We start from the raw sequence: 13,079 nt of genomic DNA, 5'->3' as shown, positions 1-13,079 counted from the left end.
AGCCGATCGCGGCGAAGCGTTACGCCACCGTCGTAGAGCTGCCGTAACGGTTCAGCCCGCGCTCTGCTCTTCCGCCAGGATGCGGTCCAGGGCATCGTCGAGGTGGGCGTCGAAGTCGGCGAGCGCCCCCTCCTGCCCCAGCGGCACCAGCTTGTCGGTCCGGTCGAGGAACGCCACCAGCGGCGCCGCCGACGAACGGAACAGCGCCTGGTCGCTGCCGACCTGAAGCCGGATCAGCACCTCCGCCAGCGGCTCGGGATCGACGGGGGCGATGCGCACGTCACCGTCACCGCACGGCCGGCCCACCCCGTCGACCAGCAACTCCCGGCCGAAAGCCCAGGTGACCGGCGCATCCCCGGGCAGATGGAAGGTCAGTCGCACGGCATAGGGATCACAGGTCTCGTAGCGCAGCTCCACCGGAATGCGGAAAGAGAGCTCCTCGGACACGAGAAAGCTCATCATGACCTCTGCCTGTACGGACTCGCCCATTGCCTACCCCGTCATTCGCCGTCGACTGGCCGGGAATCAAACCTCTAACACTGGTGGCATCTTGCTTAACGTACACACCAGATCACAAGGAGTGAGTTTTCAGATACTGATAGAGATCGCGAGCGACCCCAGAAGCCGGCCCACCTCGTCCTGCAACCGCTTCGCCGCGGGCAGCAGCCGGTCGGCCTGGTGGAGGGGCAGGGAGATGGCCATCGTCGCGGCCGTGGTGCCCACGGTGATCGGGATCGCCGCGCAGACCGTCCCCAGGGCGTACTCCTGGCGTTCGGTCACCGGCGTCATCCGCCGCATGCGTTCCAGACGCTTCAGCAGGGCATTGCCATCACGCACCGTGTACGGCGTGACGGGCTGCACCGGGTAGCGGTCCAGGTGGTCGCGGCGGGCGTCCTCGTCCAGCTGGGACAGCAGGCACTGTCCGATCGCGTGCGCGTGCCCGGTCTCGCGGAAGTCCGCCCACTCCTCGACCGCCGGATTGCCCGGGGTGTCGGAGACGCACATGATCTCGATCTCGCCGTCGCGGTACATGGCGTAGTACACGGGCACACCGATCGCATCGCGCCAGCGCGCCAGCGCGTCGACCACGGTGCTGCGACGTTTCTGCTCGGCTCCGCTGCTGCTGAGCCGCTCGGCTGCCTCGCCGAGGAAGAACAGGCCCTTCTCGCGGCGCAGATATCCCTCGTGCACCAGAGTGCGCAGCAGGTGGTACGCCGTGGGGAGCGCCAGCCGCGTCTCACGGGCCAGTTGTTTGGCGGGGGCTCCGTACGCGTGCTCGGCGACGCACTCCAGAAGGCGCATCGCCCGCTGCACGGAGCTGATGAGGGTCGCGGACGGAGGACCCGCGGAGGGAACCGCGGGCGGTGTCCGAGACGTCGAATGGGGCTGCACGGGCAGTGCGTGCAGTGGAACGAACCCGGTGTCAGCCGTGGCCAAGAGTCACTCCCGGAACGCGAGGGGGCAGCCCGTGCGGGGGACACGGGTGGGGGTGTACGCCACTCGCGGGGTCGCCCCCGCGTGGAGTTCCGGACTCTATTCGCCGGTCACCGCCCGCCGACGGCCCGTCCCGGAAACTTCCCTCGCGCGAGGGAACCGGTGATTCCTGTTACCGCCACCGGTGTCCCACGGCTCTCACCAGTCGCTGCGCGACGACGAACTCGACATGAACTTGCGTACGACGTAGATCAGTCCGCCGACGAGCGCGACGAAAACCAGCAGCTTGAACAGCAGTCCGATCACGAAGCCGACCACGCTGGCGATCAGCCCGCCGAACACGACCAGGGCGATGACCGGCACCGCGATCCACTTCACCCACCACGGCAGTCCCGTGAAGATCTCTCGCATCGCCCTCGTCCTTACCTCTCCGCCCGTTCGAGTGCCGGGCCCTTCGACGGCCCGGGGTCCCTCTGGGGTCATCTGATGTCCTGCACCCGATGCTAGGGCCGCGAGGGCCCGGGCAGGGCCCTCGCACCCCTTGTCTCCCCCTGACCGGTCCCCTAGGGAATCCCGGGGTCGCGGCTCAGCTCTCGGGCGGAGAGAACACCACCAGAACCCGCAGATCCTCGCTGATGTGATGGAACTTGTGGGCGACCCCGGCCGGCACGTACACCACGCTGCCGCGGGCGACCTGGGTGGTCTCCATGCCCACGGTGATCGCGGCCCGCCCGCTCACCACGAAGTACACCTCGTCCTGCGCGTGCGGCTTCTGCGGGTCGGCCGTACCCGCGTCGAGGGCGTACAGACCGACCGACATGTTCCGCTCGCGCAAGAACTGCAGGTAGGCACCGTCATTGGCGGCGCGCTCCGCCTCCAGTTCGTCCAGCCGGAATGCCTTCATCGCCTCGTCCGCCCCTGCCTCACCGTTCGTTTCCGATCGCGTCTGCCACGATCAGACACATGAAGAATTTCCTAGTCAAGACGATCGCCAACGCGGGCGCCCTCGCGGTCGCCGTGTGGCTGCTCGACAAGATCACCCTGACCGGGGGCAGCACCGGCGAGAAGGCCGTCACGCTGATCGTGGTCGCCCTGGTGTTCGGCATCGTGAACATGCTGGTCAAGCCGATCGTGCAGGTGCTGACCTTCCCCCTGTTCATCCTGACCCTGGGCCTGTTCACGCTGGTGGTCAACGCGCTGATGCTGTTGCTCACGTCGTGGTTGGCCGACACGCTCGACCTGAGCTTCCACGTCGACGGGTTCTGGACCGCTGTCCTGGGCGGCCTGATCATCTCGGTCGTCTCCTGGGCCCTCAACGCGTTCCTGCCCGACAAGGACTGATCCCGATGACCTACCGCGTCTGCTTCGTGTGCACGGGCAACATCTGCCGCTCCCCGATGGCCGAGGCCGTCTTCCACGCGCGCGTGGCGGACGCCGGGCTGGACGGCCTGGTCGAGGCCGACAGCGCCGGCACCGGCGGCTGGCACGAGGGCGAGGGCGCCGACCCGCGCACCATGGCCGTCCTGGCGGAGAACGGCTACGGCCTCGACCACACGGCCCGCCGGTTCCAGCCGTCCTGGTTCTCCCGCCTCGACCTGGTCGTCGCCCTCGACGCTGGCCACCTGCGGGCACTGCGCCGCCTCGCGCCCACGGAGCAGGACGCGGCCAAGGTACGGCTGCTGCGGTCCTACGACCCCGCCGCCGACCGCGCCGACCTCGACGTACCGGACCCCTACTACGGGGGCGCGGACGGCTTCGAGGAATGCCTTGAGATGGTGGAGGCGGCGAGCACCGGACTGCTCGCCGCGGTACGCGAGCAAGTGGAAGGACGGGCGGCATGAGTGATTCCGCTACGAACAACGGGGCCGGCACGGGCGCGGAGGGCTCCCCTCACGGCGCCGGTGACGGCACGCGCGCGGTGCGGGCCGGGCTGCCCGAGCCGGTCAAGCACGAGCCGACACTGCCCGGCCCCGTGTTCGCCGCCCACTTCCATCTGCCGGGTGAGCCGACCGGCCCGTACACCTACGGCCGCGACGAGAACCCGACCTGGACCCACCTCGAGCGCGCCATCCGTGAGCTGGAGGCGCCCGGGCAGGACGACGTCGAGACGCTGGTGTTCGCCTCCGGCATGGCCGCGATCTCCTCGGTGCTCTTCTCCCAGCTGCGCGCCGGTGACGTAGCCGTCCTGCCCGACGACGGTTACCAGGCGCTGCCGCTGGTCCGCGACCAGCTGGAGGCGTACGGCATCGAGGTGCGCACCGCGCCGACCGGCGGGGACGCCCAGCTCGACGTCCTGGACGGGGCGAAGCTGCTGTGGATCGAGACGCCGTCCAACCCCGGGCTCGACGTGTGCGACGTCCGGCGACTCGCCGAGGCGGCCCACGCGCGTGGCGCCCTGGTCGCCGTGGACAACACGCTCGCCACGCCGCTGGGTCAGCGCCCGCTGGCGCTCGGCGCCGACTTCTCGGTGGCCAGCGGCACCAAGCAGCTCACCGGCCACGGCGACGTCCTGCTGGGCTACGTGGCCGGCCGCGATGCCGGGGCGATGACCGCCGTCCGTCGCTGGCGCAAGATCGTCGGTGCGATTCCCGGGCCCATGGAGGCCTGGCTCGCACATCGTTCGATCGCCACCCTCCAACTGCGTGTGGACCGGCAGAACGCCACTGCGCTGAAGGTGGCCGAAGCCCTCCGTGCGCGGCCCGAGGTCACCGGGCTGCGGTACCCGGGGCTGCCCGACGACCCGTCCCACAAGATCGCCTCGCAGCAGATGCTGCGCTACGGGTGCGTCGTCTCCTTCACGCTGCCCACGCGCGCGCGTGCCGATCGTTTTCTCGACGCGCTGCGACTGGTGGAGGGAGCGACGAGCTTCGGCGGGGTGCGGTCCACGGCCGAGCGGCGTGGGCGCTGGGGCGGCGACGCGGTGCCCGAGGGCTTCGTGCGCCTCTCGGTCGGTGCGGAGGATCCCGCGGACCTGGTGGCCGACCTGCTGCGTGCGCTGGAGGAATCGGCGGACTGAGCGCCGCCGCGCAGCCACCGTGGCTGTTTCCGGCCAGGTACGACGGACGGTCCGAGCCTCCCCCCTCGTGGCTCGGACCGTCCTCCGGTTCCGCAGGCGAAGAACCGCGCGATTAAGGCTAGTTGACTCTGTGTCAGTGTCCAATCACAGTAACGACAGCGACCTATCGACATATTTATAGTTGGGCGCGGCCGGAGGGCTGGGGGAGAACAGAAGAGGGGGAGGGTGGTTCGTCGTGGATCTGGCCTTGCTGCGCACCTTCGTGACCGTGCACCGCGCCGGCTCCTTCACCCGTGCCGCGGCCCTGCTCGGCCTCTCCCAGCCGGCCGTCACCTCACAGATCCGCACGCTGGAACGGCAGCTCGGACGTCCCCTGTTTCTGCGGCAGGCCCGCGGCGTCACCCCGACGACGATCGGTGATGAACTCGCCCACAAGGCGGCACCGCATCTCGACGCCCTGGTCGAGATCGCCGAAACGGGCGTGGACGACGACTCCACGTTCAGGACCCTCCATCTCGCCGGACCACCCGAGTTCACCGCCGAGCGGGCGCTTCCCGTGCTCACGGAACTCACCGGCGAGGACGGACAGGGCTTCGCGCTGCGCGCCTCGTTCGGAAACGCCGAGGAGACCCTGGAGGGTCTCGCCGCCGGACACCACGATCTGGCCATCGGCACGGCCCGGCCGCGCGGTGCGCTGCTCACGGCCACCCCGCTCTGCGACGAGGAACACGTCCTGGTCGCCGCGCCCCACTGGGCGGAGCGGTCCGGCACCGAAAAGCTTGGGCGCTCCGCCGCACCCGTTCTCGAACACGTCCCCGTGGTCGAGGTGCACGAGTCGCTGCCCTTCGTGGCCCGTTACTGGGCATCCGTCTTCGACACCCGCCCGGCCGCCCCGGGCACGGTCATAGCCCCCGACCTGCGTGCTGTCCTCGCCTGTACGGTCGCGGGCGCCGGGCTCGCCGTACTGCCCCGCTATCTGTGCGCTGAGGCACTGGAGCGCGGTGACGTGGTCGCCCTGCATGAACCGGCGGTGCCGCCGCTGCGGACGTACTTCCTGGTGGTGCGGACCGGCACATTGGCGATGCCGCACATTGCCCGCGCCCATGAGTGGCTGCTGCGTGCGGCCGCCGACTGGAACTGAGCCCGGCGATCCGCGAGCGGGCATGCCGCGATGTTTCACGTGGAACCAGCCGGGCCACATTCCTTCCATGACCGTCCGACCCGTGGTCAAGCGCACCGCACGCGCCGTCCTCCTGGACGGCGACCACCTGATCCTGATCAAGCGCACCAAGCCCGGGGTGGACCCCTACTGGGTCACTCCCGGAGGCGGGGTCGAGCCGGACGACACCAGCGTCGTGGATGCCCTGCACCGCGAGGTGTACGAGGAACTCGGCGCCAAGATCACCGATGTGGTCCCGTGCTTCGTGGACACGGTGGAGCACATCGGCGAGGACGCCGGAACCACCGGGGTGAAGGTGCAGCACTTCTTCGTCTGCCACCTGGAGTCCATGGACCCGGCCCTGCGGCACGGCCCCGAGGTCGACGAGCCCGCCGGTGAGTACGAGATCGTCCGGGTGCCGTTCACGCGGGTCGGGATCGCCTCCGTCCACCTCGTCCCGTTGTCACTGCGGCACTATCTGGACGGCAACATCGAGGGTGTGCGTGCGTTGCACGCTTCCGACCTCGGCTGACACCGGCGGCGGCCGGCCTGCCGTCCCGTACGGCGACCAACGGATGACGGGTCCCTGTGCACTCGGCCACCACATGGCCAAAAGCTCGCGTGTTCCGTCGGAAAGTGGTGGACGCGGACGGCCACTGTCGTACAGCCTGACCTGCGTGCCGACACCTTCCCTCGCCTCTCTGCCGATCCGCCGTCTGACGCTCCGCGATCTCACCGCCTGCGCCGACCTGTCCGAGGATCGGGGGTGGCCGCGCGAGGAGCACAAGTGGGGGTTCCTCCTGACCGCCGGGAAGGGCTACGGCATCGACGATCCCGGCGGCGGCCTCGTCAGCGCCTGCACCGTCACCGAGTACGGGCCGCCCGAACGCCCCTCCCTCGCCGCCATCGGCATGGTGCTGGTCGCCGAACGGCACGCCCGTCAGGGAGTCGGACGCCGGCTGATGCGTCACGTCGTCGCCGCTCTGGGCACCACTCCGCTGGCCCTGCACGCGACCCCGTACGGCCGGCCGCTCTACGAGGAGCTCGGCTTCAAGACCACCGGCCGGGCGGAGATGGTGCGCGGGCGCTTCACTCCGGGCGGGCCCGAGCCGAGGACCACGACGCGCGCGGCCACCGCCGACGACCTCGCCGCGATCCTCCGGCTCGACGAGGAGGTGTTCGGCACCGACCGCACCCCCATCATCACGCGACTGCCTGCCTTCGCCGACCAACTGCGCGTCGCCGAGGAGAACGGTCGTCTCATCGGGTACGCCGCGGCCTGGCCCAACATGGACACCCATGTCGTGGGCCCCCTGATCGCCCGCGACACCGAGACGGCCAAGGCGCTGATCAGCTCCCTCGCCGCCCGCACGGACCGGCCGCTGCGCACGGACATCGACGTACGGCACGAGGAACTGCTGGCCTGGGCGAAGGCTCACGGCCTCGCCTCCATCGCGCCCAACGCGGTCATGACGTACGGGATCACGGAACTGCCAGGCGACTGGAACCGGCGGTTCGCTCCGCTGACGGTGGCGGCGGGCTGACTCCGCTCGCCCTCGCGGCAGGACGGCGGCCGACGTCAGGCGAGGGCCTCCACGGCGGCCTCGGCGAAGGCGTGGTCCTGCTCGGGCGCGCCGCCGCCGATCCCGATCGCGCCGATCAGCCGGCCGTCGCGGTGCACGGGCACACCACCGGCGATGAACAGAAGCGGCCGGTCGAGCGCGGTGGGCAGGGTGTGGAAGAGACCTCCGGGCTGGATGGCCTCCACGAGGTCTGCGGTGGGGGCGTTCAGCTGGAGCGCCGTGTAGGCCTTGCGGGTGCTGGTCTCTCCGGAGATCAGCACGGCTCGATCGTCGCGCCGGAAGGCGAGAAGGTGCCCGCCTGCGTCGAGGACGGTGACGCTGACGGTGGCCCCGGCGGCCTCGGCGGCGCGGTGGGCCGCGGCGACGAGAACTTCGGCGTCCTGAATGGTGAGCGGGGCGACAGCGGTGGTGCTCATGGGGCTTTCTCCTTGGTTGCTGCTGAGTCGTGCGGTGCCTCGGTGGTCTTCGAGGCGGGGGAGCCGCGGGGTGCGGGGACGGCCCTGGCCCCGCACCCCGCGTCCGGGGCCGTTCAGTGGTGTGCGACGGCGGCCGGCTGCTCGGCAGGTGCGGGACCCGCGACGGCCTCGCCGGGAGCGCCGTCGCGCCGTTCGAGAGCGGCCGAGACGAAGGCGAGGACCAGCGCCGCGGCGGCGAGCACGGCGCCGACCCAGTTCGGGGCGGTGTAGCCGAAGCCGGCGGCGATGACGACGCCCCCGAGCCAGGCGGAGAGCGCGTTGCCGAGGTTGAATGCGCCGATGTTCACGGCCGAGGCCAGCGTCGGGGCGCCGTGCGCATGGTCCAGGACGCGCTTCTGCAGCGGCGGGACGGTCGCGAAGCCCAGGGCGCCGATCAGGAAGATGGTCACGGCGGACGCGACCTTGTTGTCCGCGGTGAGCGTGAAGAGGGCGAGTACGACGGCCAGGGCGCCCAGGGAGATGTACAGCATCGGCATCAGGGCGCGGTCCGCGAACCTGCCGCCGACGAGGTTGCCGCCGACCATGCCGAGGCCGAAGAGGACCAGCAGCCAGGTGACCGAACCGTCGGCGAAGCCCGCGACGTGGGTCATCATCGGCGCGATGTAGGTGATGGCCGCGAAGACGCCGCCGAAGCCGAGGACGGTCATGGCCATCGCGAGCAGGACCTGGACGTTCTTGAACGCGGCCAGCTCGTGTCGCAGCCGCACTCCCTCGGCCTTGGGCACGTCGGGCACCAGCTTGGCGACACCGGCCAGGCCGACGACACCGAGCACCGCCACGACGGCGAAGGTGACGCGCCAGCCGACGGACTGTCCGACGAGGGTCCCCAGCGGGACGCCGACGACGTTGGCGACGGTCAGTCCGGTGAACATCATCGCGATCGCGCCCGCCTTCTTGTGCGGGGCGACCAGGTCGGCAGCGACGACCGAGCCGATGCCGAAGAAGGCGCCGTGGGCGAGGGAGGCGACCACACGGCCGGCCAGCATGACGGAGAAGGCCGGGGCGAGTGCGGAGAGCAGGTTGCCGACGATGAACAGCCCCATCAGCAGCATGAGCATTCGCTTGCGCGGGACCTTGGTGCCGAGCACGGTCATCAACGGAGCGCCGAACATCACGCCGAGCGCGTATCCGGTCACCAGGAAGCCGGCGGTGGGGATGGAGACCCCGTAGTCGCTCGCGACCTCGGGCAGCAAGCCCATGATCACGAACTCTGTCGTTCCGATTCCGAAGGCCCCGATCGCGAGGGCCAAAAGCGCGAGAGGCATGGAGGGGTACACCTTCCCAGACGATTGCAGGAGCGCTTTGCGTGCGTTCACAATAATTGCAGACGCGGGATACATGCAAACGCAGGCAATTGCGCGACTGGTCTACCCTGGTCTCAGCCGCTCCGGGACGGAGGAAACACATGACAGCGACGGACCCCGCGCTCACCGCCCTCTCCCAGGGCTGGTGCGCCCTCTCCCTGCTGCACGGGAGGATCGAGGCCCACATCGAGCGCGCTCTGCAGGCCGGACACGACCTGAGCGTGCGCGAGTACTCCCTGCTCGACGTGCTCAGCCGGCAGCACGAGGGAGACGGAGGACATCTGCAGATGAAGCAGGTGGCCGACGCCGTCGTCCTCAGCCAGAGCGCCACCACGCGCCTGGTCACCCGGCTCGAGGACCGGGGGCTGCTCGAGCGCTACCTGTGCCCCACCGACCGGCGCGGCATCTACACCAACGTCACGGCGGCCGGCCTCAAGCTGCTGGACGAGGCGCGGCCCACCAATGACGCCGCGCTGCGCGAGGCCCTCGACGAAGCGGCCAGGAACCCCGATCTGGCCCCGCTGGTCCGGGTCGTGGAGACACTCAAGACACCGGTACCCGCTTAGCCGGATGCCGCCGGGCCACACCGTGACCTCTCCTGCCGCCTCTGCGTAGGGTGCGGTCATGGGAGATCTTGAAATACGGCCCACCGCCGAGGACGACATCCCAGCGGTCGTCGCGATGCTCGCCGACGACCCCTTGGGCGCCCAGCGCGAGTCACCGCACGACCTGAGCCCTTACCTGGCCGCGTTCGAACGGCTCAGCGCAGACCCGAATCAGCACCTGGTCGTCGCCGTCCGCGACGACCGCGTCGTCGGCACACTCCAGCTGACGATCGTCCCCGGCCTCTCCCGGCGCGGCGCCACCCGGTCGATCATCGAAGGTGTCCGCATCCACGCCGACGAACGCGGCAGTGGCCTGGGTACCCAGCTCATCGAGTGGGCGGTCGACGAGTCCCGTCGACAGGGATGTCACCTCGTGCAGCTCACCTCCGACAAGACCCGTACCGACGCCCACCGCTTCTACGAGCGCCTCGGCTTCTCGGCCTCGCACACGGGTTTCAAGCTTCAGCTCTGACCACAGGCTCGCGCGGCGAGCGGCCATGACGTGGGGGGCCTGTTTCACGTGAAACAGGCCCCCCACGTCATGGCGTAACAAGGCGCCTAGCCGATCCCCCGCCATCCCTCCGGGTCCACCCCTCCCGGTACAGGGGCCCCCTCGTCGTACGGCTGGCGCGTGAACACGAACGACCCGAGGTCCAGATGGCTCACGGTTCCGTCCGGACGCCGCACGGCCCGCAGAGGCTCCCCGGCGTAGTAGCCCTCAAGCCCTGTCCACGTACCGTCGGCATTCACCCGGAAGCGCGAGCGGCGGCCGTTGCCCGACAGCGGCTCCAGCGAGACTCCCCCGTCGGCCGTCAGCCGTAGGGCGAAAGCGTGTGTCCCCCAGTACCACTGTCCGACCAACTCCAGCACGGAGGTGTCGACTCCCGGCAGCGGTCGCCACGGTTCGGGGATCCGGGGTTCCGCCTCGGCGACGATACGCACGAGATCGGCACCCACCCCGGCCGGCAGCGGCCCGGAAGTGCAGTTGGTCAGTACCACCGCGGCCACGTCGTCCTCGACGCTGATGGTGAGGTTGGCCAGGAAACCCGGCAGGGATCCGGAGTGCCCCACGAGCAGCCGCCCGTCCCAGCGCTGGATCTGCAGGCCGAGGCCGTACGCCGCGCCGTCCAGGACGTCAGCGGCCTCGGCCGCCGCCGCGGGCGCCCGCATCTCCCGCACGGTCTCCGCGCTCAGCACCCTGTCGTCCCCCCGCGCCAGGAACACGGCGAACCGAGCCAGGTCTCCGGTGGTGGACCAGAGCTGACCTGCCGGGGCCATCCGACCGAGGTCCTCGGCCGGCTCGGCCAGCATCACGTCGGCCCACGGATGCACCGCCCAGCCACCGGCGTGCGGCGCTCGCGGACGCCCGGTCGTACGGTCCAGACCCAGCGGTTCCAGCACCTCCCTGCGCAGCACGTCCTCCCACGGAGCACCGCGCAACTTCTCGACCAGCGCACCGAGCAGGGTGTAGCCGGGGTTGGAGTAGTGGTGCCGACGGCCCACCGGGTGCAGGAGCGGCTGCTTGCCCAGCACATCGGCGAGTTCGGGCCGCAGCGAGCCCGGCGTCCGCTCCCACCACGGCGCGGGGGACTCGGCGGCCAGCCCAGCCGAGTGCGCCAGCAACTCGGCGATCGTGGCCTCCCCCGCCCCGGTACCCGGCAGATGCCTCTCCAGCGGGTCCCCGAGATCGAGCAGCCCCTCGTCCCGCAGTCGCAGGACGAGAACGGCGGTGAACGTCTTGGTGATCGAGCCGATCCGGTACTGCACGTTCTCGTCCGGGCCGTGCCCGTCGACCGAAGTCCGCGCTCCGTGCCACACGGTACGTCCACCCCGAACCACCGCCGCGACGAGCGACGGCGTGCGCCCTTCGGCCTGGGCCACGGCGATTCGGTGCAGCAGCGCCCGGCGGGTGGCGGGGAGCAACTCTTCCTGATGTGTCGTCATGCCCCCAGTCCATAGGCCAGGGCACCGCACGTCGAGCCGATTTCCCCCGCGCCGGAGGATCAGGTCTGCGCCATGTCCACGAAACGCGAATAGTGGCCCTGGAAGGCCACGGTGATCGTCGCCGTCGGACCGTTACGGTGCTTGGCGACGATCAGGTCGGCTTCGCCCGCGCGCGGTGACTCCTTCTCGTAGGCGTCCTCACGGTGCAGCAGGATGACCATGTCGGCGTCCTGCTCGATCGAGCCGGACTCACGCAGGTCGGAGACCATCGGCTTCTTGTCGGTGCGCTGCTCGGGACCACGGTTCAGCTGGGAGAGCGCGATGACCGGGAGTTCCAGCTCCTTGGCCAGGAGCTTGAGGTTGCGGGACATGTCCGAGACCTCCTGCTGTCGGCTCTCGGCGCGCTTGGAGCCGCCGGACTGCATCAGCTGGAGGTAGTCGATGATGACCAGCTTGAGCTCATTGCGCTGCTTGAGGCGCCGGCACTTGGCGCGGATCTCCATCATCGACAGGTTCGGGGAGTCGTCGATGTAGAGCGGGGCGGCCGAGACATCCGGCATCCGGCGGGCCAGGCGGGTCCAGTCGTCGTCCGTCATCGTGCCGGACCTCATGTGGTGCAGCGCGACGCGGGCCTCGGCGGACAGCAGACGCATCGCGATCTCGTTGCGCCCCATTTCGAGCGAGAAGATGACGCTCGGGAGGTTGTTCTTGATCGACGCGGCCCGCGCGAAGTCCAGTGCGAGCGTCGACTTACCCATGGCGGGGCGCGCTGCGATGACGATCATCTGACCGGGGTGCAGGCCGTTGGTCAGCGAGTCGAAGTCCGTGAACCCCGTGGGCACCCCGGTCATCTCTCCGCTGCGCGACCCGATCGCCTCGATCTCGTCGAGCGCGCCCTCCATGATGTCGCCGAGCGGCAGATAGTCCTCGCTCGTGCGCTGCTCGGTGACGGCGTAGATCTCGGCCTGGGCGCGATTGACGATCTCGTCGACGTCGTCGTCGGCCGCGTAACCCATCTGAGTGATCCGGGTGCCGGCCTCCACCAGGCGGCGCAGGACGGCACGCTCGTGCACGATCTCCGCGTAGTACGCGGCGTTCGCGGCCGTCGGCACGGTCTGGACGAGGGTGTGCAGGTAGGAGGCCCCGCCGACCTTGTTGATCTCGCCGCGCTTGGTGAGCTCGGCGGCGATCGTGATGGGGTCGGCCGGCTCGCCCTTGGCGTAGACGTCGAGGATGGCCTGGTAGACCGTCTCGTGGGCCGGCTTGTAGAAGTCATGGCCCTTGAGGATCTCTACGACATCGGCGATGGCGTCCTTGGACAGGAGCATGCCACCGAGGACGGACTGCTCGGCGTCCAGGTCCTGCGGCGGCACCCGCTCGAACGACGGCCCGCCGCCGTCCCAGGCGGCGTTGTCCGAACCGCGCTCGTGCTGCTCGTCGCGGCTGCGGCCCCCGTCACCGCGACGACGGGAAGCGGGCAGACGATCACTGGGGCCGCTGTCGGCCCACGGGTCGTCCAAGGGCTCGGAAATGCTCACCGAGCCACCTCCTCCCGTCC

At 70.0% G+C, this 13,079-nt stretch carries 16 protein-coding genes; 8 read left to right on the top strand and 8 right to left on the bottom strand.

Translation table 11 applies throughout. The features are described 5' to 3' along the window. Positions 1 to 51: 51 nt before the first annotated feature. From RI578_RS20540 to RI578_RS20525, 4 genes are all read right to left on the bottom strand, one after another. A complete protein-coding gene (locus tag RI578_RS20540; protein WP_121747963.1) occupies positions 52 to 489 on the bottom strand; it encodes an SsgA family sporulation/cell division regulator in 438 nt (145 codons plus the stop codon). A gap of 99 nt (positions 490 to 588) precedes the next feature. Then, positions 589 to 1,302, bottom strand: a complete 714-nt coding sequence (locus RI578_RS20535; protein WP_399060840.1) for an IclR family transcriptional regulator — start codon at positions 1,300 to 1,302, stop codon at positions 589 to 591. 330 nt (positions 1,303 to 1,632) lie between these two features. Further along, positions 1,633 to 1,845, bottom strand: coding sequence for a DUF5326 family protein (locus RI578_RS20530; RefSeq protein ID WP_007388908.1), 213 nt, complete (start codon positions 1,843 to 1,845; stop codon positions 1,633 to 1,635). Between the two features lie 175 nt (positions 1,846 to 2,020). After that, positions 2,021 to 2,338, bottom strand: a complete 318-nt coding sequence (locus RI578_RS20525; RefSeq protein WP_053133839.1) for a cupin domain-containing protein — start codon at positions 2,336 to 2,338, stop codon at positions 2,021 to 2,023. Positions 2,339 to 2,397: 59 nt separating this feature from the next. On the opposite strand from RI578_RS20525, the gene RI578_RS20520 reads away from it, so the two are divergent. The 6 genes from RI578_RS20520 (at position 2,398) to RI578_RS20495 (ending at position 7,153) form a co-directional block, all read left to right on the top strand. After that, a complete protein-coding gene (locus tag RI578_RS20520) occupies positions 2,398 to 2,775 on the top strand; it encodes a phage holin family protein (RefSeq protein ID WP_310872422.1) in 378 nt (125 codons plus the stop codon). Between the two features lie 5 nt (positions 2,776 to 2,780). Next, positions 2,781 to 3,275: a low molecular weight protein-tyrosine-phosphatase gene (locus RI578_RS20515; protein ID WP_310872421.1), complete on the top strand. Its 495-nt coding sequence runs from the start codon at positions 2,781 to 2,783 to the stop codon at positions 3,273 to 3,275. Next, positions 3,272 to 4,450, top strand: coding sequence for a cystathionine gamma-lyase (locus tag RI578_RS20510; RefSeq protein WP_310872420.1), 1,179 nt, complete (start codon positions 3,272 to 3,274; stop codon positions 4,448 to 4,450). Before RI578_RS20515 ends, RI578_RS20510 begins: the two co-directional genes overlap by 4 nt. A gap of 235 nt (positions 4,451 to 4,685) precedes the next feature. After that, positions 4,686 to 5,591, top strand: coding sequence for a LysR family transcriptional regulator (locus RI578_RS20505; protein WP_310872419.1), 906 nt, complete (start codon positions 4,686 to 4,688; stop codon positions 5,589 to 5,591). Between the two features lie 67 nt (positions 5,592 to 5,658). After that, positions 5,659 to 6,141 (top strand): NUDIX hydrolase, encoded by a 483-nt coding sequence (locus RI578_RS20500; RefSeq protein ID WP_310872418.1) that lies wholly within the window; start codon positions 5,659 to 5,661, stop codon positions 6,139 to 6,141. 145 nt (positions 6,142 to 6,286) lie between these two features. Then, positions 6,287 to 7,153, top strand: a complete 867-nt coding sequence (locus tag RI578_RS20495) for a GNAT family N-acetyltransferase (RefSeq protein ID WP_310872417.1) — start codon at positions 6,287 to 6,289, stop codon at positions 7,151 to 7,153. 35 nt (positions 7,154 to 7,188) lie between these two features. Here the strand turns inward: RI578_RS20495 and RI578_RS20490 are convergent, their stop codons facing one another. Together RI578_RS20490 and RI578_RS20485 are read right to left on the bottom strand one after the other, a co-directional pair. Beyond that, positions 7,189 to 7,608 carry a heme-binding protein gene (locus RI578_RS20490; protein ID WP_310872416.1) on the bottom strand — a complete coding sequence of 140 codons (420 nt, stop codon included), beginning with the start codon at positions 7,606 to 7,608 and terminating at the stop codon, positions 7,189 to 7,191. Between the two features lie 113 nt (positions 7,609 to 7,721). Then, positions 7,722 to 8,933 carry an MFS transporter gene (locus tag RI578_RS20485; protein WP_310872415.1) on the bottom strand — a complete coding sequence of 404 codons (1,212 nt, stop codon included), beginning with the start codon at positions 8,931 to 8,933 and terminating at the stop codon, positions 7,722 to 7,724. Between the two features lie 140 nt (positions 8,934 to 9,073). Between RI578_RS20485 and RI578_RS20480 the strand changes: the two genes are divergently transcribed. Together RI578_RS20480 and RI578_RS20475 are read left to right on the top strand one after the other, a co-directional pair. Beyond that, complete coding sequence (locus tag RI578_RS20480; protein WP_310872414.1) at positions 9,074 to 9,538, top strand: MarR family transcriptional regulator; 465 nt, start codon at positions 9,074 to 9,076, stop codon at positions 9,536 to 9,538. Positions 9,539 to 9,596: 58 nt separating this feature from the next. Continuing rightward, complete coding sequence (locus RI578_RS20475) at positions 9,597 to 10,049, top strand: GNAT family N-acetyltransferase (protein ID WP_310872413.1); 453 nt, start codon at positions 9,597 to 9,599, stop codon at positions 10,047 to 10,049. An 86-nt stretch (positions 10,050 to 10,135) separates the two neighbouring features. Here the strand turns inward: RI578_RS20475 and RI578_RS20470 are convergent, their stop codons facing one another. Next, positions 10,136 to 11,521 (bottom strand): serine hydrolase domain-containing protein, encoded by a 1,386-nt coding sequence (locus RI578_RS20470; protein WP_310872412.1) that lies wholly within the window; start codon positions 11,519 to 11,521, stop codon positions 10,136 to 10,138. A gap of 59 nt (positions 11,522 to 11,580) precedes the next feature. After that, positions 11,581 to 13,059, bottom strand: coding sequence for a replicative DNA helicase (dnaB, locus tag RI578_RS20465; protein ID WP_210960115.1), 1,479 nt, complete (start codon positions 13,057 to 13,059; stop codon positions 11,581 to 11,583). Between the last annotated feature and the right edge of the window lie 20 nt (positions 13,060 to 13,079).

This window comes from Streptomyces sp. BB1-1-1, assembly GCF_031597775.1.
Lineage (GTDB): Bacteria > Actinomycetota > Actinomycetes > Streptomycetales > Streptomycetaceae > Streptomyces > Streptomyces thinghirensis.
This window is presented reverse-complemented; position numbering and strand designations above follow the sequence as displayed.